Source organism: Cytobacillus oceanisediminis (genome assembly GCF_007830235.1).
Taxonomy (GTDB): Bacteria; Bacillota; Bacilli; order Bacillales; family Cytobacillaceae; genus Cytobacillus; species Cytobacillus oceanisediminis.
Genome location: NZ_VLKI01000006.1, coordinates 49,393 through 75,081 on the forward strand (window position 1 = coordinate 49,393; position 25,689 = coordinate 75,081).

A 25,689-nucleotide genomic window follows, 5' to 3' on the forward strand; every position below is an offset into this window, starting at 1 on the left:
ACCGCCTAAAATTTAATAGAGTTGTGAACTTTGCGAATAAAACTAGAAAACTAGCGAAGAATAACCAAAATTTGCGAACAAATCAATAAAATTAGCGAATAAAACTGAAAATTTATCGAAGAAACCGCTGAAACTTGCTAATAAATCTTATGCCAATCGAAAAACGACCTATTTCTATAAGAAACTTCTAAAAGGAACCCTCCAATTCGTGGAAAAGCATGGATTGGAGATTCCATTTTTTAAGGAGGAACAAAAAATGTACCCAAAACCTATCTTTATTAAGCATGCGAATCAGGTGATTACCCTAAAAGGAAGCTCCCAGCAGCCGCTGGCAAGAGAAAAAATGAGCGACCTGCACATCATTGAAGATGGAGCAGTTTGGGTAGAAGATGGCTTAATTAAAGCTACTGGAAAAACAGCTGATCTAGCAGCCCAATACCAAAGCAGACTGGAAGAAGCTGAAATCATTGATGCTTCAGGTAAAATCCTGCTGCCAGGACTTGTCGATCCACATACGCATCTAGTCTACGCAGGCAGCCGGGAAGAAGAATTCAATATGCGCCTGAACGGTGCTACTTATATGGATATTATGAATAATGGCGGCGGAATCCATGCCACCACATCAATGACAAGGAAAGCGTCAGAAGAGGAATTGGTTCAAGAGAGCCTGATCCGACTTGATTGCTTTCTTAAACATGGAGTTACAACCGTGGAAGCAAAAAGCGGTTATGGACTTGATTGGGATACTGAACACAAGCAGCTGCTGGCAGCCAAAAAAGCTGATAAGCTTCACCCGATAGATGTTGTCCCTACTTTTATGGGAGCACATGCCGTTCCAGCCGAATACAAAGAGAATCCGGACGCCTTCATTGATTTGGTTATTGAAGAAATGCTGCCAAAAGTGGCGGAAGAAAAGCTGGCTGAATTTAATGATATTTTCTGCGAAAGAGGAGTGTTCACTCCGGAGCAGTCCAGAAAGCTACTGGAAGCAGGGAAGAAATTCGGTTTGACGCCAAAAATCCATGCAGATGAAATTGAACCTTATGAAGGAGCTGAACTTGCTGCTGAAGTTGGCGCCATTTCTGCTGACCACCTGTTAAGAGCTTCTGATAATGGCATGGAGATGATGGCTGAAAAAGGGGTAATCGGGGTCCTGCTACCAGGCACAGCTTTCTTTTTGATGGCGGAAGCCGCCAGGGGCCGAAGAATGATCGATAAAGGAGTTCCTGTAGCCCTTTCAACGGATTGCAATCCAGGCTCTTCGCCAACATGCTCTATGCCATTCATGATGAACCTTGCTTGTATGCATATGGGGTTGACACCTGCAGAAGCGATAACAGCGGCTACCATTAATGCCGCACATGCAATCAATCGCGCAAAAGAAATCGGCAGCATTGAACAAGGCAAGAAGGCCGATCTCTTGCTGCTTAATGTCCCGAACTATATGCAAATGCAATACCACTACGGCATGAACCATACAGACACTGTCATTAAAAATGGGGAAATTGTCGTCAAGGGAGGGAGCTTATGCTGCCAACGCTGACTCCTTCAGGTTTTTTTTGGCCACGTACTGAATTAGGAACAGATGTTAAGGTCCATGAATGGATCCGCCAGCTGCAAAGCCCAGAGGAATTCAGCAAAAAAAACTGGGATGCCGTTGTCTTCGGCGTTCCGCTTTCCCGGTCATCTATTAGCGCCTCGGGAGCTTCAGAGTTTCCAGAGGCCTTCCGCCGTTCCTGGAAAGGTTTTTCCACTTATAATCTAGATTTTCAAAAAGATCTTCAGCAGCTGAAAGTAGCAGACCTTGGTGATGTAAAAATGCATTTTACCGACATCCCGCAATGTCATTCCAATATAAAACAAACAATAATAGATGTCAGAAAGCAGTTCCCTAATTCCTTTCCAATTGCCATCGGAGGGGATCACTCCATCACCGCAATGCTTGTAAGCGGCCTGAACGAACTGGAACCGGATAAAGAGATTGGGATTCTCCAATTTGATACACATCTTGATTTACGGAGCCTTGATGACCACGGGCCGACTAATGGCACACCCATCCGCAACTTGATTCAGAATGGGGTGATCAAAGGGGAAAATGTTTACAATATTGGACTCCATGGTTTCTTTAACGGCCAGTCGCTCATCCAATATGCCCGTGAGCATAAAGTTAATTGCATTACATTGAAGGAAGCGAGAAAACGGGGGTTAACGGAAACGGTTAAAGAAGCCCTTTCGCAGTTGGAGAAAAAGGTAGACACCATCTATGTCACAATCGACATGGATGTATTGGATATCGGCTTTGCTCCGGGTGTCCCTGCCTCAACACCAGGAGGGATGAGGACAGATGAACTTTTCGATGCCGTCTATTCTGCTGGGCTTTCTACCAAAACAGCTGCGATGGATATTGTTTGCCTTGACCCAACCAGGGACCATCAGGCACAGCCAACTGTAAAGGCGGGCACCTACACATTTTTAACCTTTTTAACAGCTTTAATGAATAGATAACAGTGAGGGGCATTTTGCTCCTTACTATAAATTAAGGGGGAAAGAGAATGGAAAAAGAAACGATGATTAATCCATCACCACATCAGCCGCATGTAAGCAGTCCAAATTCTTCTTCAAAAAATATGGTAAAGTTCTTTCTTTTCAGTGCAATTGGCATTTTTATGTTTTTTATCCCCGTCACCATGAATGAAAAATCCTCCATCATGCTTGATCATACCGTAACTGCTATCCAAACCGCCGTACCTGCACTCGTTCCTTATTACGCCTTGCTTGTTATTCTGTTGGGTGCAATCTATCCTTTCTACACAAAAACGTGGAACAAAGATAAAGTGAATTTGGTCTTTTCCATTTTTAAAATCATCGGGGCGGCTGTTGCTGTTATGATTGTTTTCGGGTTCGGTCCTGCATGGCTATTCGATCCAAGCATGGGGCCATTCCTGTTTGAAAAACTGGTCATATCTGTCGGCTTGCTTGTTCCGATTGGATCGGTATTCCTGGCATTGCTTGTAGGTTATGGTTTGCTTGAGTTTATCGGAGTATTGCTGCAGCCTGTCATGAAGCCGATTTGGAAGACACCGGGAAGATCTGCCATTGATGCTGTCGCTTCCTTTGTCGGCAGCTATTCCATCGGGCTTTTAATAACCAATCGAGTATTTAAAGAAGGGAAATACAGTATAAAGGAAGCGGCCATTATTGCGACAGGCTTTTCAACTGTATCGGCTACCTTTATGATTGTCGTTGCCAAAACACTTGGATTGATGGAAATCTGGAACACGTATTTCTGGACCACATTGGCTGTAACCTTTATTGTTACGGCGATCACTGTCCGGATCTGGCCTTTGCGATCCATGAGCGAAGATTATTACGATGGCCAGGAACCGCCGAAGGAATCTTTCTCAGGAAGCCGCCTGCATGCAGCCTGGAAAGAGGCGATGGATACAGCGGAGCATTCACCGGCACTATGGAAAAATATCAGCATTAATTTAAAAGATGGCTTTGTCATGACCATGTCCATTTTGCCATCCATCATGTCCGTTGGATTGCTGGGCTTAGTACTTGCTGAATTTACAACTGTTTTTGACTGGATTGGTTATATCTTTTATCCTTTTACTGCACTTGTGCAGCTTCCAGAGCCATTATTAGCAGCAAAAGCAAGTGCAGTAGGCATAGCGGAAATGTTTTTGCCAGCCCTTCTTGTAGCGGAGGCAGCGTTGGTTACTAAATTTGTTATCGGTGTCGTTTCTGTTTCAGCGATCATCTTTTTCTCAGCCCTTGTACCTTGCATTTTATCAACGGATATTCCAATCTCTATTCTACAGCTGCTTGCCATCTGGGTGGAGAGAACGATTTTAACGATATTACTTGCATCTCCAATCGCGTTTTTACTGTTTTAATACCTTAGTCCCCGCTTATGCAGCGGGGATTTTTCGCATATAATTTCCCTATACAAACAAACTAGTAAAGGATATTGTAAATAATAATTAAAGAGTCTAAGGATAGCAGGTGATGCATTTTGTACAGGCTGTACACACATAATGACCTGGATGGGGTCGGGTGCGGCATTGTTGCCAAAATTGCTTTCGGTAAAGAAGTGGAGGTCCGCTACAACTCCGTGATGGGGCTGGACCACCAAATCGAAAGGCTTTTTGAACAAGAAAAAAAACTAAAGGATGACTTTCTTTTTATCACGGACTTATCTGTGAATGAAGAGAATACGATTAGGCTTGATGATCTTGCAAAAAGCGGCGGGAAGGTTAGATTAATCGACCATCATAAAACAGCTTTGCATTTTAATGAATACAGCTGGGGAAGAGTAAAGGTCAATTATGAAGATGGAAGGCTCACTGCTGCCACTTCTTTACTTTATGAATATCTGCTAGAACATGAGCTTATTCATCCATCCCAGGCGCTGGATGAATTTGTTGAACTTGTCCGCCAGTATGATACTTGGGAATGGGACCAAAACGAAAATATCAAAGCTAAAAATCTCAATGATTTATTTTTCATGGTATCGATTGATGAGTTTGAAGAAAAAATGACAGAACGGATTTTAAACGCCGAGCATTTTGAATTTGATGATTTTGAACAGAAGCTGCTCGAGATGGAAGAAGAGAAAATTGAACGATACGTAAGAAGGAAAAAGCGGGAAATAGTCCAAACCTTTATCGGTGATTATTGTGCAGGGATTGTCCATGCAGAATCGTATCATTCTGAGCTGGGAAACGAACTGGGGAAGGACAACCCTCATTTGGATTATATCGCTATTTTAAACCTTGGCGGCAAAAAAATCAGTTTCAGAACAATTCATGATCATGTGGATGTTTCAGCCATTGCCGGCCAGTTTGGAGGGGGCGGACATGCAAAAGCATCCGGATGCTCTATGGGCAAGCAAGCTTTTCAGCTATTCGTCGATGATATATTCCCCTTGGATCCCATGAGGCAGGATGCATTCAAGAATAGATACAACAATAAAAATTCACCCCAAGGCGCTCTGTACGAAAATAAAAAGGGTGATAAGTTCTTCATTTTTGCCAAGAACGAGAACAAATGGATTCTTGAAATGAATGGAAAGGCTATTCAGGAACCCTTTGAGGAATTTCAAGCTGCCGAAAATTTTATTAAGAGAAACTATATGGCTTGGCTTGTCCGCGATGATATTTATGTAGACTTTTTAAAAGACTTTTATATGAAAATGAAGCATTAAAACCGCCGTCCTGGCGGTTTTTCTTTTGGTTTAACTGAAATATGCACCCATTCTGTAAAAAATATGCAAATATCATATATAATGGAGATAGTACAAATGTAAGGAGAGGTCTTATGGAATTATTAATGGTTTTTTTTGGCATTATATTTTTCGCTGTATTTATTAAAATCCTTTTTACCGGATCTAAAAGGGCTTCTTTCATAAACAATGAACAGATTCCCGAAAGCCTTGGCATACAGTCAGAAAACCTGCTGCCAATTATCCATCGTCTTGAAAAATCACTGTCGCATGGATATAGAGAAAATATTAAAAACCGGGTGTTAAAAGACCACCCCAGATGGAAGGATCATGAATATGAGTGGGCATTTTTTGAACTAGAACGATATTTTATCCTGAATAGCCTCTTGAAAACTGTTCCAATGTTTAGCGAAAAAGTGGATAACATATGGCATGAGATGCTTATGTTTACCCGTGACTATGCCCAATTCTCACAGAAATTTTTTGGAGAGTATCTGCATCATTCTCCTAATATGGACAGCACACCCATTCCAGGGGAGAGAGCCTTTTTTGACTGGGTGTATTTAAGCCTTTTTGAAACTAGCCATAATAGCCGGAGAATTTGGGGAGGCTTTTTAAAGAACCCGATAAAAAAGGGTATTCTTGAGGACTTCAGAACCTTGAATGAAGAGGAGCTATTGGCAAAATATTTCAGAGGCAGCAGCGATTGGCTAAGCATCAAGAAGGAACTCATCGCAAAATTAAAAAGAGAAATTTCAGAGGCTGATGCCATTAAGCTGGGAAATAAACCGCTTGAGTTTGCAAAACCGAGCTCAGTTTACCAATATTCATATTTGCTGCTGCCAGCGGTTTACTATTCGGTTTATGAATCAGAAAGCTTTGATAATTATATGAATGAACTTCTCCCCCGGGAACTGGCAAAAGACGGGGCTGCTGGTGGCGTTTCGTGCTCGGGCTATGCTTGCAGCAGCCCATCTGATCATGATTCCGGCGGAGGACATGACTCCGGCGGGGGCTCCAGCTGTTCAAGCTGCGGGGGAGGCTGCAGCAGCTAAAATAAGCAATCCACATCGGATTGCTTATTTTTTTATCCTTAATTATGTAATGACTTGGTTACAATATTAGCAAGAGTTTTCCTATGATTATCAGTACTTTCAAATTCCGGCAGTAAATTTTCAATTGTGTAACAATTTATATTTATAATATCTCACTGGTTTAATTCTTTGGTACAATCGAAGTTGGATGATTATTGGCTCGAATTGGATGTGTATTTATGAGAAAATTGGTTCTTTCGATGCTGCTCATTTGCTCGTTCCCAAATACGATTGCAAGTGCCGATGAAATAACAGAACCTGAAATTATAAGTGAAGCAGCAGTCCTTTCAGATTCGGAATCAGGGGCAATTTTATATAAAAAAAATGCAGAGGAAAAAATGTTTCCAGCCAGCTTAACAAAGATTGCTACTGCTATTTATGCAATCGAGAACGGAGACCTAAGTGAAATCGTAACCATAAGCAAAGATGCGATGGAGGTTGATGGCACAAGGGTTTACCTGGAGGAAGGGGAAGAGGTTCCCCTAAAAAAGCTGGTGCAAGGGATGCTGATAAACTCCGGTAATGATGCAGCATGGGCGATAGCCGAACACCTGGATCAAAATATGGATAACTATTCGGAAAATCTTAATAGCTATCTTAAAGAGAAGGTCCACTTAGAAAACACTCACTTTGTAAATCCCCATGGCCTGCATGATGAAAATCATTATACAACAGCAGCGGATCTTGCCAAATTAACAAACTATGCCCTAAAAAATGAAACCTTTAAAGAGATATTTGGAACAAAGGAATTAAAATGGTCAGGGAAGTCTTGGGAAACAACAATCTTTACCCATCACCAGATGCTTAAAGGGGAGGTTCCTTTTAAAGGTGTTACAGGCGGAAAAACAGGTTTTGTAAATGAAGCAAAGCAAACGCTTGCAACAACCGCTGAAAATGAATCAATAAAACTTACAGCAATTGTATTAAAGGCAGATTTTAAGAGGGATATATACAAAGATACAAAAAACCTATTTAACTTTGGCTTCCGGAATTACGAAACCTCAGCTCTCAGCAGCACTGAGGTTTTCCCAGCAGAGGGAAAAACCTTTACGACTGGTGGAAAAAATGTTCCGATTACCTTACCAAAAGGCTCATACAATGAGAATGTAACTTCAACAGGAAAGCTGATCATCGAGGATGATAACGGAAAGGTCATTCAAACTCTTCAGCTTGTTGAGGATAAAGAAGATGAAGTTGTATCAAGCCGGCTTCAACAGGAAGAGGAACCTAGAAAAGAAACAACCGGTTACTACGGGAAAATCGGTTTAACACTATTTTTGTTTGCTGTATTTATCCTTTTTTTAAGGAAAAATCTTAAAGCAAGAGCAAGAAGGAGAAGACGGGTGTAATGCCCGTTTTTTTGAATTTAATATCGTTGGGTGAGTATAGAGGCGGTTAAAAACTATAAGCAGAGAACGATTTTAAAAGCAGAGAATGTTGGTTATGTGCACAGAAAAAGTTTTATACGCAGAGAAAAACGTGGCAATGTGCCGATTAATGAAGAAATCAGAGGATGGCTTGCATTAAAAAAGACTAAAGTAATTAACTTTAGTCTTTGACCATACCTTATTGCATTCTTTGCTCAACCTGGCGGCATACTTCGTCTGCAGACAGGCCGCTTGCTTCAATTACTGGTGCTTTTGTAGAAGCATCCTGCATGCCCATTACGTTCGAATCTACTCCGCTTACTACACAGCAAGAGCAATTCTCTGCATCATGGGCAGATTTCAAATCAACTACTTCATAACCTTTTTGGCGAAGCGCTTCGGATACATTTGTTAAGGATTGTTCAACCGCTACTCTTTTCGTCATTCTTAACACCTCCTCCGTTGATAGATTGGCTTTTTTGCTCCATTTTTATTCCATGGATAAAAACACGCCAATCACGAAAAAGTAAGGAAGGAGGTGTTGAAAATGGGTAAACGCAAAAAGGATCCTTCCAAGGCCGGTTTAAGCTCACCGAACGTAGAAGGGCAAGGAACAACCAACATGGAAACAGGAAGCAGAACCGCTTCTTCTGCACGCCATAAAAATAAGAAACAGGATGTTTAAAGCATAATAAAAAGCAGGAAGGCTGCACCTCCTGCTTTTTTCCATTTAGCTATACATTTCTGCGACTTGTTTTTGGATCGCAGCATCTTCCAGATACTCATCATATGTCATTTGCTTATCCACAATGCCAGCCGGTGTAATTTCAATGATGCGGTTGGCGATCGTTTGAATAAACTGATGATCGTGTGAAGCAAAGATTAAAGAGCCTTTAAAGTTAATTAATCCATTATTCAGTGCTGTGATGGATTCCAAATCAAGATGGTTTGTCGGTTCATCAAGCAGCAGAACATTGGCCCCGCTAAGCATCATTTTTGATAGCATGCAGCGGACTTTTTCTCCACCTGATAACACACTTGCTTTCTTTAATACTTCTTCTCCGGAGAATAGCATTCTTCCAAGGAAGCCCCTTAAGAAGCTCTCGCTGTCATCAGCAGGCGAGAACTGGCGCAGCCAGTCAACAAGATTCAGGTCGGAGTTTTCGAAGAACTCGGAGTTATCTTTCGGGAAATAAGACTGAGATGTTGTAACACCCCATTTATAGGTTCCTTCATCCGGTTCCATTTCACCAGTCAAAATTTTAAATAAAGTCGTTTTAGCAAGCTCGCTTGCGCCAACTAGCGCAATTTTATCATCCTTATTCATGATAAAGCTGACATTATTTAGAACCTTCACACCATCAATGGTTTTGCTGATTCCATCGACACGAAGCAAATCATTGCCAATTTCACGGTCAGGGGTAAAGCCGACATATGGATATTTTCTAGACGAAGGCTTGATGTCATCCAATGAAATCTTATCAAGCAGCTTTTTACGTGAAGTTGCTTGTTTGGATTTGGATGCATTCGCACTAAACCGCGCAATAAAGCTTTGCAGTTCCTTGATTTTTTCTTCCTTCTTCTTATTTGCATCCTGCGCCATCTTTGAGGCAAGCTGGCTGGATTCATACCAGAAGTCATAGTTTCCAACATAGATTTGAATTTTTCCAAAGTCAAGATCAGCAATATGAGTACAAACCTTATTTAAGAAGTGGCGGTCATGGGATACGACAATTACTGTATTTTCAAAGTTAATCAGGAATTCCTCAAGCCATTGGATTGCTTTAATATCCAAGTGGTTTGTCGGCTCATCCAGCAAAAGAACATCCGGCTTGCCGAAAAGAGCTTGCGCAAGCAATACTTTAACTTTTTCTGATCCAGAAAGGTCAGCCATCTTTTTCGTATGGAGCGCTTCTTCAATTCCTAAACCTTTCAGCAAAATAGCTGCTTCAGACTCTGCTTCCCAGCCGTTCAACTCAGCGAATTCACCTTCAAGTTCTGCAGCCTTCATACCGTCTTCGTCAGTGAAATCCGCTTTCATATAAATAGCATCTTTTTCCTGCATTACTTCATAAAGCCGTGCATGTCCCATAATAACAACTTTTAGGACCTCAAATTCTTCATACTCAAAATGGTTCTGCTTTAAGACGGCAAGACGTTCATCAGGACCTAAATGAACACTCCCGGATTGTGCTTCGATTTCTCCGGATAGGATTTTTAGGAAAGTTGATTTACCGGCACCGTTTGCACCGATCAAGCCGTAGCAATTGCCGGGTGTGAATTTAATATTAACATCTTCAAATAGTTTGCGATCACCATATCGAAGACCTACATTACTGACTGTTATCATATTATTTTTATTCCTCCAAATACATAATCCTTAAAATTATAACACTTCCAACGCTTAATCGCGAACTCTTCTTCATGCTATTTTTACATCTAACCCTAAAATGCAAAAATTTTCGATAAATAAAAGGATGTAGTTTGAAAAAATTGAATATATAAGAGAGTGAAATTTTGCCAAATCGTCAGGAAGGAAGTGTATCAATTCATGGAATCTCTTTTAGTAGAGGAAATAAAGATAGAACCCTTCAGTTTTGAAATTGAACGGGGTAAAATCAAGGAATTTGTTATGGCGATAGGAGACCCGAATCCTATTTATTATGATGTAAAAACTGCAAGAAAGATGGGATACCGGGATATCCCCGTTCCGCCTACATTTCCAACAGCGATTGAAATGTGGGGTGGATTGGATTTTGAAACCCTAATCGATCTTCTTGACCTGGACCCTCTTAAAGTGCTTCACGGCGGCCAGGAATACCGCTATATAGGCGAGTTATACGCCGGGGATACAGTAACTGCCTTTCCTAAATTAATTTCAGCATTTGAGAAAAGAAATTTACGTTTCTTTACTATAGGCATAACTTATAAAAACAGCAATGGAGAACTGGTTCTCTATTCAGAATCAACCATTATTGAAAGAGGAGGGTCCATTAAATGACTGAATTAAAAGCACTCAAAAAACCGGAGATTACCCATACGCAGTTAGTCAGGTATGCGGGAGCATCTGGAGATTTTAATCCGATTCATACAGTTGTCCCAGTCGGCGAAAAAGCGGGTTTGGGCGGAGTGATTGCCCATGGGATGCTTATTATGGGGATGGCAGGAGAAGCATTAGGCACTTGGTTTCCAAGAAAAGACTTAAGAATGTTCAAGGTTCGCTTTAGCAAAATGACCCGTCCCGGCGAAAAGCTGGCAATCGAAGGCAAAGTGACTAAAGAAATAGTGGAAGAAGGAGAGAAGAGACTAGCAGGAGAAGTGTTTGTTAAAAATGAAAAAGGAGAGTTGAAGTTATCAGGTAAGTTTCAAGTGAAAATTTAAAATTAAGGGCGGTTTTCAATGGAGGGAAATGCTGGAGTCCAATTATGGCGAAAAATGGGATGGAAAAGATTTGCCCTATGGGCCGGTGCAATCATAATTGCTTTGTTGCTTTTTGTCTTTATCACTTTATAAGTTTATATATCCCGCTCACTACCCATGACAGAAGGCGTAACAGAAATTGGATCTATTTCTGCACAAGTTATGGTAAACAGAGACAGCAACGGGATTCCGCACATCAATGCCTCTAATGAACGTGACTTATTTATTGCACAAGGATATATTCAGGCACAGGACAGGCTTTTTCAAATGGATTTAAGCAGGCGGCAGGCATCAGGCAGATTGAGCGAGGTAATTGGTGATGCAACTGTAGAGAATGATAAATATTTTCGAACGCTTGGATTGAGAAGGGCAGCGGATGCTTCTTATCAATCATACTCACCAGAAGCAAAAGAGGTTCTTGGCTGGTTTGCGGAAAGCGTTAATATTTACATTAAAGAGCTAAAAGAAAATGGAAAGTGGCCGGTCGAATTTAAAATACTAGGCTATCAGCCTGAGGAATGGACACCTGTTGACTCTTTAACTATAGGAAAATATATGGCATATGATCTTGGCGGACATTGGGAGAGCCAGGCTTTCCGTTATTATCTGCTCCAAAACTTCCCGGAAGAAAAAGCTTACGACTTATTCCCCTCGTATCCGGAAGAAGCTCCCTACATAATAGCTAAAAGTAACTTGGATATAGAAAAAAGTTTTGCATCTGTTACAACACCACCTGAATTTAACGGCAGCAATAACTGGGTTGTCGCCGGCAACAAAACAGCCTCCGGGAAATCAATCCTGGCTGATGATCCACATTTATCTCTCGGCACACCATCTATTTGGTATCAAATGCACCTGGAATCCCCGGAAATGAATGTCAGCGGTGTGATTTTTGCCGGCATTCCCGGCATTATCCTCGGACACAACGAACTTATTGCATGGGGAGTAACCAATGCCGGACCAGATGTTCAGGACTTAATATAGAAAAGAGGAATCCTGACAATAAATATGAGTTTCTATTTAATGAAAAATGGGAAAAGGCAGAAGTAATTGAAGAACCAATAAAAGTAAAAGGCAAAGGAATCATTAATTATGAAGTGACAGTTACACGCCATGGACCCGTTGTATCAGAGTTTGCTGCAGACAGCGGCGAGGGAACCGTACTTTCTCTGCAATGGACAGCCCTCGAACCATCAAAAGAACTCGAAGCTATCCTAAAGATGAATAAGGCAGCAGACTGGGATCAATTTGAACAGGCGTTGGAACTATTTCATACTCCTGCCCAAAATTTTGTATTCGCTTCGCCTGATGGAACAATTGCTTACAAAGCCAACGGAAAAATACCCTTTAGAAAAAAAGGGAACGGTCTTTTGCCAGTCCCTGGCTGGACAGATGAATACGGCTGGAAAGATTATATTCCTTATGAAGAGCTGCCAAGGATAGTGAATCCAAAGGATGCGTTTATCTCCACTGCCAACAACAAGGTAATCGGCGATAACTATCCTTACCACATCAGCCATGATTGGGCACAGCCATACAGACAGATGCGCATTCAAGAATTTCTGAAAACAAATGAAAAACTGACTCCAGACGATATGATGTCTCTGCAAATGGATCAAAAGAATTTGCAGGCACAGGAGTTTAATCCGATCTTTCTGTCAGTACTGGACAAACCTACAGCTGTTCAGGAAAAAGAAGCCATTGATCTTTTAAAAAATTGGAATTTCATCGATCATAAAGATGAAGCTGCGCCTTTGATTTTTAACCTATGGATGAAAAATTTATATGATGTACTTTTTGAAGGCCAAATTCCATCTGAGATGAGGAAGCTTTTTAAAGGGCAGAAGCAGGCTGTGGACGAAATGATGAGAAGAGCTGCAGAAGGCACAGAAAGCGAATGGATAGCAGAGAAGGGAGGACTTGAGGAAGTTCTTCATAAGTCCTTATTTTTATCAGTAAAAGAAGCTGAAGCTCTTCAAGGGAAAAACATGTCAAACTGGAAGTGGGGAGACTATCATCAGCTCGCATTTTCCCACCCTCTATCAAGTGTAGAACCACTGAATTATTTGTTTAACAGGAAAGGCAGGATTCCCGTAGGAGGCAGTTCTGTAACCGTACAGGCTGCAGCCAATAAAGATGATGGCACTGTAAACCATGGGGGATCCTGGAGATTTGTGATTGATACTTCTAACATGCATACAGCATTCCACTTAGTGGGGCCGGGCCAATCAGGACACCCGCTAAGCCGCTGGTACCATGACCAATTGAATGACTGGGCGGAGGGAAACTATCATCAGACTAGACTCGATGAACAGAGCAGCAAAAATCAGCTCGTTTTAAAGCCATAAGACGCACCCATTAAGGCTCATACAAAGTCGAAAAATAGTTATAAAATGTTCCTATTTGTTCATAGTTTTTTCATAAATTTCATGTACAATATAACCATACAGGCAGGAAAAAGGAGTTTTTTTAATGGCTAAAAAGCAGCTCGTTGATTTAGTTAACCGATTAAAGCAATCCGGTATTAAAGTAAGCTTTTCCAAGCCAAGATCAAAAACTTTAATACTCATCAACCAAAACAAAAATTTATCTTCTTCCACGAATTAGGTAAAAAAAATGGCGGATCATGCATCCGCCATTTTTTAATTCATAGATATTAATAAAGTTATAACTCCAATATACGAACTTAAATTTCCTTCATAATTTTCTTAAAAACATCATTTTTATCAAACTCTTCGCCCATGGGGAATTTCTTTATAAATTTATTATTCTCATCCAATAAATAAACAAAAGTGCTGTGAACATAAAATCCATCGCCAGGATCGCGGTACTGGAATTGGAACGTGTTAGCCAGCTCCTGGATTTCATATTGATCCTGCTTTAAGTTATCCGGATCTGCTGTGAGCAAAATCCAATTACCGTCATTTTCAATGTCAAAAGTATTCATATATTTTCTGAGTACCTCTGTTGTATCCCTGTAGGGGTCAATGGTCACCGTCACAAATTGTACTTTATCCCCATATGCGCCTTCTTCTTCAAGGTCCTTTTTGAGCATATTCATTCTTTGTGTTGTTGTAGGGCAGATATCCGGGCAATGCGTATAAATAAATTCGACGAGCTTCAGTTTTTTTTCAGACTCAGCAAAATCATATACCTCGTCATTAGCAGTTACTAGTGTAATATTATCCGGAATCTTTGCGGTCATGTCACGTATGATAAAGAAAGAAATGCCGGCAGCAATGCCTATGATTACAATGAGCGTGCTTATAATATAAACCTTTTTCATTATTTTCCCTCCCAATATAAAGATAAATAATATCGCATGAAAATCCTATGGATAATATGTGAACATATTTAAATAGGGGGAAAATCTTATAAAAAAGGGTGACCCTTTTGACTTGTGTGTTGATTTCCGTTGCAGGCACTCAGCGAACAGCGGGCGGTCCGGGAGCCTCCTGGACGTATCTGTCGCCTGCGGGGTCTCCCTTTGACACGCTCCTCCCACTGGACGTTGATTAAGCATCCCCGAATAAACACACGAAGGAAATGCGAATGCATTTTCGAGGATCTCGCGCCTTCCACTACAATCAACACCGTGCTAAAAAGATAATTTGTATGATCACAGGGGATTTATAATGTATTAAAAATGTTTACACTAAAAACAGTAGGTCTCATTTTTATATTCAAGCAATAAAAGAACTTTTACACAGTAAATAGAATGGAAGGGATTGAAAAAAGGAACCCCGCAAGGTTCCTTTTCTGTATTATATAATCGAATTTACTTCATTGAAATCCAAACACTCTTCACTTCTGTATAGTTGTCAAGAGCATATGATCCCATTTCACGGCCGATGCCGGACTGCTTATATCCGCCGAATGGAGAAGCTGCATCAAACGCATTGTAGCAGTTCACCCAAACTGTTCCGGCACGCAGCTTATTGGCTACATAGTGGGCATTTGCAACATCGCGAGTCCAAACGCCAGCTGCCAATCCATACTCACTATTATTTGCACGATTTATTAATTCATCTAAATCGTCATATGGCATTGCAGAGATGACCGGTCCAAAGATTTCTTCCTTGGCGATTGTCATTTCATCGCGAACATCTGCAAAGATGGTAGGGGAGACGAAGTAACCTTGCTCTTGTGGCTTGTCACCGCCTGCTACAAGCTGTGCACCTTCGCTTAGGCCCTTTTCAATATAGCCTAGGACACGATTTTGCTGCTCTGCAGAAACGAGCGGGCCAATTTCTGTGTCAGCATGAATTCCGGCACCCTGTTTAATCTTTTTCGCATGTGAAGCCATGTCAGCTACAACATTATCAAACTGCTTTTTCTGAATGAACACGCGCGAACCTGCACAGCAAACCTGGCCCTGATTGAACATAACCCCGTTTAGCGCACCCGGAATTGCTTTAGTTAAATCAGCATCAGGCAGGATGATGTTCGGTGACTTGCCGCCAAGCTCAAGCGTAACGCGCTTTAATGTCTTGGAAGCATTGGACATGATCAGTTTTCCAACTTCAGTAGAACCTGTGAAAGCAATCTTATCTACTAAAGGATGGTCTACAAGCGGCTGGCCAGCTGTTTCGCCAAAGCCAGGAACGATATTTACAACCCCTGGAGGGAAGCCTGCTTCTTCCATTAATTCTGCAAGGTATAATGCAGATAAAGGTGTCTGCTCTGCTGGTTTTAGTACCACTGTACATCCAGTTGCAAGGGCAGCTCCAAGTTTCCACATCGCCATAAGAAGAGGGAAGTTCCAAGGGATAATTTGTCCCACTACACCAACAGCTTCATGGCGAGTATAGTTGAAGAAAGGTCCGTTAACAGGAATTGTTTGGCCGACAATTTTCGTAGACCAGCCAGCATAATAGCGCATATGCTCGATAGCAAGAGGTATATCTGCATTAGTTGTTTCGCGGATAGGCTTACCGTTATCCAAAGTTTCAAGTTGCGCCAATTCTTCACTGTTTTCTTCCATTAAATCAGCAAGCTTATACATCAGGCGGCTGCGCTTAGAAGCGCTCATTTTTGACCATTTGCCTTCATCAAAAGCTTTGCGTGCAGCCTTAACAGCCAAATCTATATCTTCTGCACCGGCTTCATAAACAGCAGCAAGTACTTCACCTGTTGCCGGATTATACGTATCGAAAGTTTTTTGTGATTTGCTTTCTACAAATTCACCATTGATATATAACTTTTTCTTTCCGCTTAAAAACTTTTCTACCTTTGCTTTTAAACCTACAGTTAGTTGACTCATATAATTCCTCCTTAAAATAGTATTTTATGTATTTCTTGATGTTAAAATTTAGAAGAACACTTATGGTAACGTTTACATAGGTATGTTAACACTATTAAAACTATAAAATCAACTCTGAATTAAAATAATTTTCTGATAATATTCGACATTTTTTGAACGTCCCTTGAATATCAAAAATAGTTTGACAAATATTAATGGACTGAATATGATAATAAGGAAAAGAAATTCGTGCCATTTGGCAGAGGAGAATGTTATATGTTAGGTGTCGTTCTTAACTAATCCGTTAATTTTATACGGTCATTCCAAGGCAATACGAGCAAATAATTGCTCGGCTTATGGTTTATTTAAGCATGCCTTCAGAATGAAAGTTAAGAACAATATCACTGCATAGCGTGGCAATATATTTTGGCATAGCAGCTGTGTTCTTTTACACAGCTTTTTATTTTGTCTAAATATATATGTCCTATTGAGAGAGAATTCTCTGTCTAACAGACCGTGATGAACATTGTTCATTGCGGTCTTTTTTTGTATAGCCAATTTAATACGGAGATTTAGGAGGAAAAAACATTGAACACAAATACTTTTACCCTATTGGATTATGACATCATAAAAGAGAGGGTTTCACAATTTGCTTTATCAAAAGCAGGAAAAAAGAAATTGCTTGGGATGGTTCCGTCAGAAAACCTCAAACAAATTAAGTCCTGGCTGGATGAAACAGAAGAAGCGGTTAAAATACTGGAGAAGAGTGCCAGTATTCCCGTTCATGGCCTGGAAGGAATTGAATCAGTATTGAACAACTTTAACAAGGGGATTGCTTTAAGGCCTGAACAGCTAATGAAGCTTTACGATTTTTTGGATTGCTGCAGGAAAATTCGCAGGTTTATGAAAGACAAAGAAGTCCTGGCACCACGAGTAGCTTCTTATGTCCAATCGATTGAAGAATTGCCTTCTTTAGCGGAGGAAATTATCCGGTGCATCAGAAACGGAAAAGTGGACGACTATGCAAGCAAGGATCTTCTAAAAGTAAGGAAGCAAATATCGCTTCAGGAAGAAAGGCTGAAGGAAAAGCTCCAGCAGCTTATTAAGTCCAGCAAGTATAAAAATTATCTTCAGGAAATGGTCATTAGCCAGCGCAGCGGCAGATATGTGATTCCGGTAAAAAAAGAATATAAAAATAAAATTAAAGGCTCTGTTCTCGATACATCAGCTTCTGGCTCCACTTACTTTATTGAGCCGGAGGAAATTGCGGCCTCTCAAGAACAATTGAACTGGCTGATAGCTGAAGAAGAAGCTGAGGTCCAGCAAGTTCTCCTTCTCTTAACCGGCCTGGTGGAGGCTAATGAAAAAGAGATTAAAGTGGCCGTTGAGACTATGATCCATTATGATGTATTGTTTGCGAAAGCAAAGTATGCAAGATCCACCGAAGCACAAAAGCCGGTTCTAAATGAATCTTATCATATAAAACTTATTTGCGCTAAACACCCTTTACTGGAGAGTAATGCAGTGCCGCTAACATTAGAGTTAGGCAGCAACGGCCAGCATGCACTTGTTATCACAGGCCCTAACACCGGCGGAAAAACGGTAACAATTAAAACGGTTGGACTGCTTACCTTAATGGCTCAATCAGGGATGCTGCTGCCTGTTCAGAAGGGCTCCTCAATTGCCATATTCCAGCAAATTCTTTTAGACATAGGGGATGGACAAAGCATTGAACATAACTTAAGTACTTTTAGTTCAAGGATTAAGAACATAATTGAAATTTTACAAGAAACGAATGACCGGACACTTGTATTGCTGGATGAACTTGGCTCTGGAACAGATCCTGCTGAGGGAATGGGCCTTGCTACAGCGATACTGGAACAAATGTTCAAAAAAGGGCCAACAATAATGGCTACTACACATTATAGTGAAATTAAAGGATTTGCCGAAGACCATGAAGGTTTTTTAAATGGAGCAATGGAATTCGATTTGAATACCTTAAAGCCTACTTACAAACTTATTATAGGAAAAGGAGGAGAAAGCCAGGCTTTTGCTATAGCACTAAAACTTGGGATGCATCCCAAAATCATAGAAAGAGCTCACCAAATCACTTATAAAGAAGAAAGGACCTATCTCCCTTATAGTAATGAACACAAATTAAAGATTGAATTAGAAAAGCAAATAATTGTTAACCGGCATATAAAAAGATCGAAAGGAGAAAAGAAGCTGGATCAGGCCATTCAAGTTTTGAAACAAGGAGATAACGTCCTGGTAAGCCCACAGAATGAGATTGGCATTATCCAAAAAGGGCCGGATGCGAGAGGGAATTTTTCTGTGCAAATAAAAGGGGAAAGAGTGATTATTAATCATAAAAGATTAAAACTGTATATATCCGCGGATGAATTATACCCAGAAGATTATGATTTTGACATTATTTTTGAAACGAAGGAAAACAGAAATAAGAGTAAGCTTTTGAACCGGAAACATGTTGAAGGATTAATCATAGAAAACGAGGAGCAGAATTAGCTTCTGTTTTGGACTTTAATACTCTACAAAAAAAGCATACCGGAAAAACCGGTATGCTTTTCATTAATTAAAGTAACATTCCTGCAATAGCAGCACTTAAGAGAGATGCCAAAGCACCAGCAATTACAGCGCGAACACCAAGCTTCGCAATATCGCTTCTGCGATCGGGAGCCAGGTTTCCGAGGCCGCCGAGAAGAATGGCCATGGACGAAATGTTGGCAAAACCGCAAAGCGCAAAACTTATTACTGCAACGGTCTTAGGAGACAGGCTGCTGATTTCCGGAGCAAAAGAAGAATAGGCAACAAACTCATTCAAGACAAGCTTTTGGCCTATATATCCTCCAGCCTGTACAGCTTCTGCCCAAGGGACACCAACGGCAAATGCGATAGGTGCAAATATAAAGCCAAGAATGGTTTCAAGCGTAAGATTTTCAAATCCAAAGATTCCGCCTGCAAAACCAATAATTCCATTAATAAGAGCAACTAAAGCGATAAAGGCAAGAAGCATGGCCCCGATATTCAAAGCAAGCTGCAATCCGGTACTCGCACCGCGCGCGGCTGCATCCACAACGTTAACAGATTCCGTATCTTTTTCAATTGTAATTTCATCAGTGGTCTCAGACGTTTCTGTTTCGGGTATCATGATCTTAGCCATTATTAGCCCGGCTGGAGCAGCCATAAAGCTGGCAGCAAGAAGGTATTCAAGCGGTACACCAAGCAATGAATAACCAATTAGAACCGAGCCGGCCACTGACGCTAAACCGCCAGTCATAACAGCAAAAAGCTCAGATTTTGTCATCTTATTTAAGAAAGGGCGGACAATTAATGGTGCTTCAGTTTGTCCAACAAAAATATTGGCTGCTGCAGACATGGACTCTGCTTTGCTCGTGCCAAGAAGCCTGGATAGACCGCCACCAATAACCTTAATAATAATTTGCATGATTCCAGTGTAATAAAGCACAGAAATAAGAGAAGAAAAGAAAATAACAGTAGTCAGTACTTGGAAAGCAAATACAAAGCCTACACCTGAACCTTCCTGAAATAATCCTCCGAATAAGAAATTAATGCCTTCATTTGCATAATTGACAATATTGTTTACACCTAAAGTCAGCTTTTCTAAAGCTTTTTTACCTAAATCCCATTTAAGAACTGCAAATGCGAAACCAAACTGGATGGCCAGCCCGCCAAGAATCGTTCTTAAATTAATTGCCTTTCGGTTTGATGAAAGAAGAAGGGCAATCCCCAATACAGTGGCAATCCCCAATAGACCCCAGATAAAACTCATGTTGGACACCTCTTTTGTTGTATTTAGATTCATGAAAACGTTTTTATGAAACGTCAAAATTTAAACCCCTTAATATAGAGGCAGGTGAGTAGACGTCAGACATCTAACTTGTTTACATGTCCATTTTAACATGAATCCGTTTACAGTAAAGAGTTTTTTTATACTAAATTAAATTTGTTTTTTAGTCTTCAAATTTTTGTCACATTAACTCAGCTTAATAATCCTCAATTAATAAATGGGGCTTTAACTCCCTTATGGGGAGTTATATCCGAGAAAACAAGTTCTCCAATAAAAACTTTGGATGCCACAACCTTTATTGCTGTCCTTTCAGGATTAGGTTTCCTGGCAAACAGCGGATACGTTTGGCTTTAAATTCCTATTCTTTATTCAGGAGCCTAATTCTTCCGGCATTTTTCCAATTAATTTTTCAATAAAAAATTCTAGGCGCTTATATATGCCCATTCGGGACAAACCTTTTTTTCATAGACTGTAACTAGATGTCAGGAGGTGTTATGATGGGCGCAGGTTCAGGTTACGGCGGCGGTTTTGCATTAATCGTTGTCCTGTTTATTCTTTTAATTATCGTTGGTGCGTCTTTTTGGAGTTACTAAAAATTACTCTTGAGGACCAAAAGGTTAAAAATCCGCATGAAAACAGATATGCGGAAAGAAAAATCTGTCCAGGTTTTGGGCAGATTTTTTATTTGTCTACACGCAGAAATGAAATGCGGCAGTATGGTAATCGGCATTATGTCCAAAATAAGGATAGTTCTTATTTTGAAAGGAGGGTTTCTTACATGGATAAGAAGGACAAGAAGGACAGTGCAAACATAGCAGGAAGATATTATGAATCAGAAGATTATACACGCAACGATCAGCTTTCATCAGGTTTGGCAACTACACATGAACAAGTAAGCGACGCATATATGGAAGGCCAGGTGGATACAGTAATCGAAGATGTTGTCGGAGTGGATATCTCCATTCCCCGCAAGGGCTATGATGAATAAGAAAATAGGAAAAGAGGGTTCATAAATGGCGCCAAAAGAAGCACAAGATGATATGAGCCAATATAAAATGCCGAAAGCACTGCAGCAAAAAAAGACTTCCTCCTATCGGGTAGGATACCAGGCCACAACAGGCAACCAGACGCCTGGAGAACCTGAAGGCGGCAAGAGATCAGATGAACTAAATTAAATATAAGAAAGAGAAGCCGCTTCAGGCTCCTCTTTTTTATTTGGCCTTTGTAATGATTCCATTGTGGACCTTAATATAGCCATGTCTTTTGATATTCAGGCCATTCTCATACATGTATAATCCCATTTGCTCAACTGTCATCAGTTCTCTGTAAGTATGATTCATCACATCGGACATGATTTCATAATAGATCTTTGACCTAAGTTGTGATCGTGGAGTTGTCATAACGATATAACCGGATGGCTTTAAAAACTTGCGATGCCATTCAATGACCTCAGGCTTTAATTCATCTGGAAAATGCTCGAGCAGGCCAACATCAAATTCCTTCCCAAATGGGAGGGTGCGAATATCTTGAACAAGATATTCAATATTAAAATCCCGTTTATAATATATCCGTTTTCCCCCTGTCCGGACACTTTCACCAAGAAAAGGGTAAGAATCAGGGAATTCTGCGAAGCGGGTTCTTTACAAAAGGGGTCATAATCAACCATGACAATTTCCCCGCCCGGATACATGGCAGAAAGCTGCATGGCTTCATAACCCTCGGCAGCACCTAAAAATAAAATCCGTGGGGCCTGCACATCCAGACCTTCAAATAAAGCTCTTTTTCCGCGTGGATCCCAAATGCCATCCTGAATACGGTGTACATAGTTCCATAACCTTATTCTTAGGGCAACCCCAAGTGCCTGTTTGGCCCCCAAAGGCTTAAACCGCGAAAGGGAATGGAAGAATTCTTTTTTTGATTTTTCCATCTCGGCAGGCACATCTTTTATAAACCATTCATGGAACGATTTATTGAACATCGTCCATGATGTGTGTGCAGGCAATGCATCATCATGCTCTTTTTCTCAATTTAACTTTTCTTTGGCATATGAAGTGACTGCATATGGCTTACCTACATCTTTCCATGTTAGCTGAGACCAATCATTTACTGTGTTCAATTTAACGAATTTATTAAATTGCTTTTCAGTGAATTCACGCAGATCAGATCGGTAGGATGGAAGAAGGTGTGTTTCCTCCAAGGATGTACCATTAATAGATTCAACTTCGAGCATGTAAACCCTCCTGAATCGTTCTTATGCTCATAATTCCGTAAAAAAAGGGAAAACCCTTTAAAAATCGAATATTCAAATAAATTATTCTACTTTAATATTTGCTTTTTGAACAGCATTATACCCATATCCTTTTCTATTCCAAAAAGGCCTTAAAGGCTGTACATGGCCTTCCGTATCATGAGCTCGAACGAGAATAGTATGTTCTCCCTTAACAGCCTGCCATTCAAACTGCCATTTTACCCATGCGTATTTCTCGCTTTCCTTCCATTTAAGAGAAGCTTTTCTCCAGCTAATGCCATAATCAAAACTAATTTCGACTTCTTTTATAGTCCCTGTACCGCACCAGGCGATCCCCTTAATCATTTGTGGTCCTTCCTCAATTATGGAATTATTCATTGGCTGCTGGATTGTACTGTTGACATTAATCGTAGTCACCGGCCTTTTATCCTTGTCGCTGTCTTTATATGGATAATAAACATAGTCTTTTGTTTGAAAGGGGCCATTAAATTCATGCTTGATAATAAAAATATTCTGCAGCCATTTAACCGAAGCCATCGCATACCATTGTGGAACAATTAGCCGAAAAGGAAACCCGTGCTTATAAGGTATTGGCTTTCCGTTATATTCATAGGCAACAATAGTATTTTCGTGAAGTGCTTTCTCAATAGGAAGGCTTCTGCCATAGTAAAAAGTTTCCTCCAAGTCTTTTCGTTCGCCAAAATCCATTCCCACAAATACAGCTTCTTTACTTCCATCCAAAAGACCCGCCCGATTTAAAAGTTCCCTTAGGGGGACACCTTTCCATTTCGCCTGGCTGACAGCTCCTTCCTCCCATTGCTCTCCATATACCTTCGGCTTAAATTTCGCCCGATTATTGCCAGCGCATTCCAATGGTAACATGATTGTTTTGGAAGGGAGGTGGTGTAGATCATTCATTGTTATTTTTACTGGTTTTTTCACATTTCCTTGAATGGTCAAATAGAACGGCTGAGGAATGATTTGTGGATAGGCAAAGTGGTTTCGTAAATAGAAATAGTCTTTTGGCGTTTTCCATCTGTCCAGAAAATGAATGGGAGACTCCTGGTTTTCCGGATCAAGACTTAATGTTTTTAAATAGGGAATGATAAAATCTTTTTTCAATAGCCCATCACCTCTATTCATAAATATAATGGGATAGGTCAAGTTAGAACCTTATTAAAATGCGAGATTCATTGCCTTTAGGCCACTTTAAGTTTACAAAAGTCAATTTGAGGAATAATCGTAAGTAAACATGCTGAAAGGCGGAACCAGTAATGAAGAAAGAAATCAAGATAACAGGCCACAGACCCTTTCCAATGCCAAATTTACCATGGATAATGGAACAAATATGGAATGATATCCTATTTTTACATTGGCCTGTACCAGCAGAAGTGATGGAAAAACATATCCCTCCCCAGCTGAAATTAGACACGTATAACGGAACAGCCTGGATCGGAATTGTGCCTTTTTGGATCAGCAAAATGCGGGTCCGCGGTTTTCCGCCAATGCCTTTTATGAATTCAATGAATGAACTGAATGTAAGAACTTATGTAGAATACGAGGGAAGGAAAGGGGTTTATTTTTTCAGTCTGGATGCAAACAATCCTTTAGCCGTAACCGGAGCTAGAATGCTGTATTTTCTTCCTTATATGGATGCGGAAATGAATGTTACACACTCAGAAGGAAAGGTAATTTATGAAAGCAGGCGAAAAAGCGGCAATTCGGATAGAGGTCATTTTTTTGCTTCCTATAAGGCTTCATCCAATCCCTATAATTCGGAACCAGGTACATTTGATGCATGGCTGACTGAACGTTATTGCCTTTGGGTTACAAAAGGGAACAGGGTCTTCCGGGGCGATATCCACCATACGAAGTGGCAGCTCCACGAGGCATCTTGTCATATTCAGCATAATTCAATGGCATCTTTTTTGCCACGAGAATACTTTCAAGGGCAACCCATTTTACATTACTCCCCGCAAAAACATGCTTTTTTCTGGCCATTAAAACGGGTTACTTAAACTAAAGAATAAGTAACCCGTTTTAGATTACTTATTTTTGTTAATTAAATTTTCCGCGAGCAATCTCTTTACTTCATTATAAGAAAGCCCCGATTGGCTATTCAGCCTTTTTACTTCATCAATATCTGTCCCGGCAATAGTGAGATTCTTCTTCTGATTTGGGCTACTCACATTCTTTCCTCCTATCATTGTAATTGTAATTTCATCCATAAATGAAAGTTTTTCTATAAAAAATGACTTTATTGTCCATACTAAGAAAAAAAGGGGGCGTTTCCTATTTTTTTCAATAAAAAAGGACAAGACGACAAGCCGGAAGTAGTACTCATGGACACAGAGGTATATTCATGCAATAGCTGCAATGGATGGATGAGAAAAGATTTTGCCTCTTCAGATTTAAAATGTCCATTATGCGGTGATGAAACAACAGTTGAGATGAGGGAATTGCCGCAAATTCAATAGTTCTTTAACCGAAAGCTCTATTATTAAACCTGTCTGTTGATTTACGCTCAAGGGCAGTGAACCGCAGGCGGTCAGGGAGCCTCCTCGGGTACGATTTTACCGCAGGATATGGAAATAGGCATCCGTGAATAAACATCGCACGAAGAAAATGCGATAGCAATATTAAGGTGCTCCCGCCTTCCGCTCCAATTAACAGAGTGCAAACATCAACAATAAGCCTTCATATAGCCTAACTGGAAAAAGACTGTTGTCAGAATGATAACAGTCTTTCTTATTAGTACTAAATGTCGCTGTACAATTCTTGAAAGGCTTGTTCTGCATCTTTTTCAGACGTAAACAACGCATCATCCTCTTCGATTAAATGGAATGATTCATTAAGAAACAGGGCAACTGCGTTAGGATCTTTGGGATGAGGCACAATTTCGGCAGGACGCACGTTTGCCACGCTTGGAGTGTGAGGGTTGTGATAAATGACAAAAACCTCATCTCCTGCTTTTACATTCTTTGGATCGATTGTTTCCATCCTAATTCACTCCTACCGTATAGACTGGACTATAATTTACAGGTTTTCGTTTTGCTGTCCAATTTCCTTGGCACCAATAATAGCATTTGCCTTTTCCTGCTGTTCATGTCCATCAACTGAATCCCCAACAGCATTTTTCAAATTTGGAAATCTTCCATCCGTTTCAACTGTTACCACTTCCTCTTTTGGCGCCTGTGTTAAATACTTTTCATCTTTTGTATTCATCATTAAAACTCCTTTTGGACCCTGATATTCATTGGGC

The 25,689-nt window shown here is 40.5% G+C and carries 27 protein-coding genes and 1 pseudogene; 16 read left to right on the forward strand and 12 right to left on the reverse strand.

Annotation, left to right across the window (positions count from 1 at the left end):
* Nucleotides 1-256 precede the first annotated feature (256 nt).
* The 6 genes from hutI (at nucleotide 257) to IQ19_RS12170 (ending at nucleotide 7,670) form a co-directional block, all read left to right on the forward strand.
* Nucleotides 257-1,543: an imidazolonepropionase gene (gene hutI / locus IQ19_RS12145; RefSeq protein WP_144542670.1), complete on the forward strand. Its 1,287-nt coding sequence runs from the start codon at nucleotides 257-259 to the stop codon at nucleotides 1,541-1,543.
* Nucleotides 1,528-2,505 (forward strand): agmatinase family protein, encoded by a 978-nt coding sequence (locus IQ19_RS12150; protein ID WP_144542671.1) that lies wholly within the window; start codon nucleotides 1,528-1,530, stop codon nucleotides 2,503-2,505. The genes hutI and IQ19_RS12150 overlap by 16 nt, the downstream gene beginning before the upstream one ends.
* A gap of 47 nt (nucleotides 2,506-2,552) precedes the next feature.
* Nucleotides 2,553-3,899, forward strand: coding sequence for a YjiH family protein (locus IQ19_RS12155; protein WP_144542672.1), 1,347 nt, complete (start codon nucleotides 2,553-2,555; stop codon nucleotides 3,897-3,899).
* 119 nt (nucleotides 3,900-4,018) lie between these two features.
* Nucleotides 4,019-5,209, forward strand: a complete 1,191-nt coding sequence (locus IQ19_RS12160; RefSeq protein WP_144542673.1) for a DHH family phosphoesterase — start codon at nucleotides 4,019-4,021, stop codon at nucleotides 5,207-5,209.
* A 113-nt stretch (nucleotides 5,210-5,322) separates the two neighbouring features.
* The gene (locus IQ19_RS12165) at nucleotides 5,323-6,282 is read left to right on the forward strand and encodes a glycine-rich domain-containing protein (protein WP_144542674.1); all 960 of its coding nucleotides are present in this window, start codon (nucleotides 5,323-5,325) and stop codon (nucleotides 6,280-6,282) included.
* A gap of 218 nt (nucleotides 6,283-6,500) precedes the next feature.
* A complete protein-coding gene (locus IQ19_RS12170) occupies nucleotides 6,501-7,670 on the forward strand; it encodes a D-alanyl-D-alanine carboxypeptidase family protein (RefSeq protein WP_144542675.1) in 1,170 nt (389 codons plus the stop codon).
* Nucleotides 7,671-7,887: 217 nt separating this feature from the next.
* Here IQ19_RS12170 and IQ19_RS12175 read toward each other — a convergent pair whose 3' ends face one another.
* Complete coding sequence (locus IQ19_RS12175) at nucleotides 7,888-8,133, reverse strand: YkuS family protein (RefSeq protein WP_144542676.1); 246 nt, start codon at nucleotides 8,131-8,133, stop codon at nucleotides 7,888-7,890.
* A gap of 102 nt (nucleotides 8,134-8,235) precedes the next feature.
* Between IQ19_RS12175 and IQ19_RS12180 the strand changes: the two genes are divergently transcribed.
* On the forward strand, nucleotides 8,236-8,373 hold the full coding sequence (locus IQ19_RS12180) for a YuzL family protein (RefSeq protein WP_110062759.1): 138 nt from the start codon (nucleotides 8,236-8,238) through the stop codon (nucleotides 8,371-8,373).
* Between the two features lie 45 nt (nucleotides 8,374-8,418).
* Here the strand turns inward: IQ19_RS12180 and IQ19_RS12185 are convergent, their stop codons facing one another.
* Nucleotides 8,419-10,038, reverse strand: a complete 1,620-nt coding sequence (locus IQ19_RS12185) for an ABC-F family ATP-binding cassette domain-containing protein (RefSeq protein ID WP_144542677.1) — start codon at nucleotides 10,036-10,038, stop codon at nucleotides 8,419-8,421.
* Nucleotides 10,039-10,239: 201 nt separating this feature from the next.
* Between IQ19_RS12185 and IQ19_RS12190 the strand changes: the two genes are divergently transcribed.
* The 3 genes and pseudogenes from IQ19_RS12190 to IQ19_RS12200 all read left to right on the forward strand — a co-directional run bounded on the left by IQ19_RS12190 (nucleotide 10,240) and on the right by IQ19_RS12200 (nucleotide 13,456).
* Nucleotides 10,240-10,689 carry an FAS1-like dehydratase domain-containing protein gene (locus tag IQ19_RS12190; RefSeq protein ID WP_144542678.1) on the forward strand — a complete coding sequence of 150 codons (450 nt, stop codon included), beginning with the start codon at nucleotides 10,240-10,242 and terminating at the stop codon, nucleotides 10,687-10,689.
* Nucleotides 10,686-11,069, forward strand: a complete 384-nt coding sequence (locus tag IQ19_RS12195) for a MaoC/PaaZ C-terminal domain-containing protein (protein ID WP_144542679.1) — start codon at nucleotides 10,686-10,688, stop codon at nucleotides 11,067-11,069. Before IQ19_RS12190 ends, IQ19_RS12195 begins: the two co-directional genes overlap by 4 nt.
* A 138-nt stretch (nucleotides 11,070-11,207) precedes the next feature.
* Nucleotides 11,208-13,456, forward strand: a pseudogene (locus IQ19_RS12200) (penicillin acylase family protein).
* Between the two features lie 338 nt (nucleotides 13,457-13,794).
* Here the strand turns inward: IQ19_RS12200 and IQ19_RS12205 are convergent.
* Complete coding sequence (locus IQ19_RS12205) at nucleotides 13,795-14,394, reverse strand: SCO family protein (RefSeq protein WP_144542680.1); 600 nt, start codon at nucleotides 14,392-14,394, stop codon at nucleotides 13,795-13,797.
* Between the two features lie 492 nt (nucleotides 14,395-14,886).
* On the reverse strand, nucleotides 14,887-16,371 hold the full coding sequence (locus tag IQ19_RS12210; RefSeq protein ID WP_144542681.1) for an aldehyde dehydrogenase family protein: 1,485 nt from the start codon (nucleotides 16,369-16,371) through the stop codon (nucleotides 14,887-14,889).
* A 567-nt stretch (nucleotides 16,372-16,938) separates the two neighbouring features.
* Here IQ19_RS12210 and IQ19_RS12215 point away from each other — a divergent pair.
* Nucleotides 16,939-18,876 (forward strand): endonuclease MutS2, encoded by a 1,938-nt coding sequence (locus IQ19_RS12215; protein ID WP_144542682.1) that lies wholly within the window; start codon nucleotides 16,939-16,941, stop codon nucleotides 18,874-18,876.
* 67 nt (nucleotides 18,877-18,943) lie between these two features.
* On the opposite strand, the gene IQ19_RS12220 is transcribed toward IQ19_RS12215, so the two are convergent.
* Nucleotides 18,944-20,161 carry a NupC/NupG family nucleoside CNT transporter gene (locus IQ19_RS12220; RefSeq protein WP_144542683.1) on the reverse strand — a complete coding sequence of 406 codons (1,218 nt, stop codon included), beginning with the start codon at nucleotides 20,159-20,161 and terminating at the stop codon, nucleotides 18,944-18,946.
* A gap of 515 nt (nucleotides 20,162-20,676) precedes the next feature.
* On the opposite strand from IQ19_RS12220, the gene IQ19_RS12225 reads away from it, so the two are divergent.
* The 3 genes from IQ19_RS12225 (at nucleotide 20,677) to IQ19_RS28085 (ending at nucleotide 21,354) form a co-directional block, all read left to right on the forward strand.
* Nucleotides 20,677-20,772, forward strand: coding sequence for a YjcZ family sporulation protein (locus tag IQ19_RS12225; RefSeq protein WP_144542833.1), 96 nt, complete (start codon nucleotides 20,677-20,679; stop codon nucleotides 20,770-20,772).
* A gap of 185 nt (nucleotides 20,773-20,957) precedes the next feature.
* The gene (locus tag IQ19_RS12230; RefSeq protein WP_144542684.1) at nucleotides 20,958-21,167 is read left to right on the forward strand and encodes a YozQ family protein; all 210 of its coding nucleotides are present in this window, start codon (nucleotides 20,958-20,960) and stop codon (nucleotides 21,165-21,167) included.
* Nucleotides 21,168-21,192: 25 nt separating this feature from the next.
* On the forward strand, nucleotides 21,193-21,354 hold the full coding sequence (locus IQ19_RS28085; protein WP_199749457.1) for a hypothetical protein: 162 nt from the start codon (nucleotides 21,193-21,195) through the stop codon (nucleotides 21,352-21,354).
* Nucleotides 21,355-21,390: 36 nt separating this feature from the next.
* On the opposite strand, the gene IQ19_RS28485 is transcribed toward IQ19_RS28085, so the two are convergent.
* The 4 genes from IQ19_RS28485 to IQ19_RS12240 form a co-directional block, all read right to left on the reverse strand.
* Nucleotides 21,391-21,579 (reverse strand): hypothetical protein, encoded by a 189-nt coding sequence (locus IQ19_RS28485; protein WP_242020975.1) that lies wholly within the window; start codon nucleotides 21,577-21,579, stop codon nucleotides 21,391-21,393.
* Nucleotides 21,580-21,635: 56 nt separating this feature from the next.
* Nucleotides 21,636-22,181, reverse strand: a complete 546-nt coding sequence (locus IQ19_RS28490) for a hypothetical protein (RefSeq protein WP_242020976.1) — start codon at nucleotides 22,179-22,181, stop codon at nucleotides 21,636-21,638.
* Between the two features lie 21 nt (nucleotides 22,182-22,202).
* Nucleotides 22,203-22,409 (reverse strand): hypothetical protein, encoded by a 207-nt coding sequence (locus IQ19_RS28495; RefSeq protein ID WP_242020977.1) that lies wholly within the window; start codon nucleotides 22,407-22,409, stop codon nucleotides 22,203-22,205.
* 81 nt (nucleotides 22,410-22,490) lie between these two features.
* Entirely contained in the window at nucleotides 22,491-23,570 is a 1,080-nt protein-coding gene (locus tag IQ19_RS12240) for a sulfite oxidase (protein ID WP_144542834.1), read from the reverse strand.
* Between the two features lie 131 nt (nucleotides 23,571-23,701).
* On the opposite strand from IQ19_RS12240, the gene IQ19_RS12245 reads away from it, so the two are divergent.
* On the forward strand, nucleotides 23,702-24,445 hold the full coding sequence (locus tag IQ19_RS12245) for a YqjF family protein (protein ID WP_144542685.1): 744 nt from the start codon (nucleotides 23,702-23,704) through the stop codon (nucleotides 24,443-24,445).
* A gap of 27 nt (nucleotides 24,446-24,472) precedes the next feature.
* Here the strand turns inward: IQ19_RS12245 and IQ19_RS12250 are convergent, their stop codons facing one another.
* On the reverse strand, nucleotides 24,473-24,616 hold the full coding sequence (locus IQ19_RS12250) for a hypothetical protein (RefSeq protein WP_199749469.1): 144 nt from the start codon (nucleotides 24,614-24,616) through the stop codon (nucleotides 24,473-24,475).
* 105 nt (nucleotides 24,617-24,721) lie between these two features.
* On the opposite strand from IQ19_RS12250, the gene IQ19_RS12255 reads away from it, so the two are divergent.
* Nucleotides 24,722-24,904, forward strand: coding sequence for a cold-inducible protein YdjO-related protein (locus IQ19_RS12255; protein WP_144542835.1), 183 nt, complete (start codon nucleotides 24,722-24,724; stop codon nucleotides 24,902-24,904).
* A 280-nt stretch (nucleotides 24,905-25,184) separates the two neighbouring features.
* On the opposite strand, the gene IQ19_RS12260 is transcribed toward IQ19_RS12255, so the two are convergent.
* Both IQ19_RS12260 and IQ19_RS12265 read right to left on the reverse strand, forming a co-directional pair.
* Nucleotides 25,185-25,427, reverse strand: coding sequence for a transcriptional regulator SplA domain-containing protein (locus IQ19_RS12260; protein WP_144542687.1), 243 nt, complete (start codon nucleotides 25,425-25,427; stop codon nucleotides 25,185-25,187).
* 36 nt (nucleotides 25,428-25,463) lie between these two features.
* Nucleotides 25,464-25,652, reverse strand: a complete 189-nt coding sequence (locus IQ19_RS12265) for a hypothetical protein (protein WP_144542836.1) — start codon at nucleotides 25,650-25,652, stop codon at nucleotides 25,464-25,466.
* Nucleotides 25,653-25,689 lie beyond the last annotated feature (37 nt).

Excerpts from the sequence above, each read along its gene's own strand:
- hutI (WP_144542670.1), top strand. The coding sequence starts at position 257 with ATGTACCCAAAACCTATCTTTATTAAGCATGCGAATCAGGTGATTACC.
- IQ19_RS12150 (WP_144542671.1), top strand. The coding sequence starts at position 1,528 with ATGCTGCCAACGCTGACTCCTTCAGGTTTTTTTTGGCCACGTACTGAA.
- IQ19_RS12155 (WP_144542672.1), top strand. The coding sequence starts at position 2,553 with ATGGAAAAAGAAACGATGATTAATCCATCACCACATCAGCCGCATGTA.
- IQ19_RS12165 (WP_144542674.1), top strand. The coding sequence starts at position 5,323 with ATGGAATTATTAATGGTTTTTTTTGGCATTATATTTTTCGCTGTATTT.
- IQ19_RS12170 (WP_144542675.1), top strand. The coding sequence starts at position 6,501 with ATGAGAAAATTGGTTCTTTCGATGCTGCTCATTTGCTCGTTCCCAAAT.
- IQ19_RS12175 (WP_144542676.1), bottom strand. The coding sequence starts at position 8,133 with ATGACGAAAAGAGTAGCGGTTGAACAATCCTTAACAAATGTATCCGAA.
- IQ19_RS12180 (WP_110062759.1), top strand. The coding sequence starts at position 8,236 with ATGGGTAAACGCAAAAAGGATCCTTCCAAGGCCGGTTTAAGCTCACCG.
- IQ19_RS12185 (WP_144542677.1), bottom strand. The coding sequence starts at position 10,038 with ATGATAACAGTCAGTAATGTAGGTCTTCGATATGGTGATCGCAAACTA.
- IQ19_RS12190 (WP_144542678.1), top strand. The coding sequence starts at position 10,240 with ATGGAATCTCTTTTAGTAGAGGAAATAAAGATAGAACCCTTCAGTTTT.
- IQ19_RS12195 (WP_144542679.1), top strand. The coding sequence starts at position 10,686 with ATGACTGAATTAAAAGCACTCAAAAAACCGGAGATTACCCATACGCAG.
- IQ19_RS12205 (WP_144542680.1), bottom strand. The coding sequence starts at position 14,394 with ATGAAAAAGGTTTATATTATAAGCACGCTCATTGTAATCATAGGCATT.
- IQ19_RS12210 (WP_144542681.1), bottom strand. The coding sequence starts at position 16,371 with ATGAGTCAACTAACTGTAGGTTTAAAAGCAAAGGTAGAAAAGTTTTTA.
- IQ19_RS12220 (WP_144542683.1), bottom strand. The coding sequence starts at position 20,161 with ATGAGTTTTATCTGGGGTCTATTGGGGATTGCCACTGTATTGGGGATT.
- IQ19_RS12225 (WP_144542833.1), top strand. The coding sequence starts at position 20,677 with ATGGGCGCAGGTTCAGGTTACGGCGGCGGTTTTGCATTAATCGTTGTC.
- IQ19_RS12230 (WP_144542684.1), top strand. The coding sequence starts at position 20,958 with ATGGATAAGAAGGACAAGAAGGACAGTGCAAACATAGCAGGAAGATAT.
- IQ19_RS28085 (WP_199749457.1), top strand. The coding sequence starts at position 21,193 with ATGGCGCCAAAAGAAGCACAAGATGATATGAGCCAATATAAAATGCCG.
- IQ19_RS28485 (WP_242020975.1), bottom strand. The coding sequence starts at position 21,579 with ATGACAACTCCACGATCACAACTTAGGTCAAAGATCTATTATGAAATC.
- IQ19_RS28495 (WP_242020977.1), bottom strand. The coding sequence starts at position 22,409 with ATGCTCGAAGTTGAATCTATTAATGGTACATCCTTGGAGGAAACACAC.
- IQ19_RS12240 (WP_144542834.1), bottom strand. The coding sequence starts at position 23,570 with ATGAATAGAGGTGATGGGCTATTGAAAAAAGATTTTATCATTCCCTAT.
- IQ19_RS12245 (WP_144542685.1), top strand. The coding sequence starts at position 23,702 with ATGAAGAAAGAAATCAAGATAACAGGCCACAGACCCTTTCCAATGCCA.
- IQ19_RS12260 (WP_144542687.1), bottom strand. The coding sequence starts at position 25,427 with ATGGAAACAATCGATCCAAAGAATGTAAAAGCAGGAGATGAGGTTTTT.
- IQ19_RS12265 (WP_144542836.1), bottom strand. The coding sequence starts at position 25,652 with ATGAATACAAAAGATGAAAAGTATTTAACACAGGCGCCAAAAGAGGAA.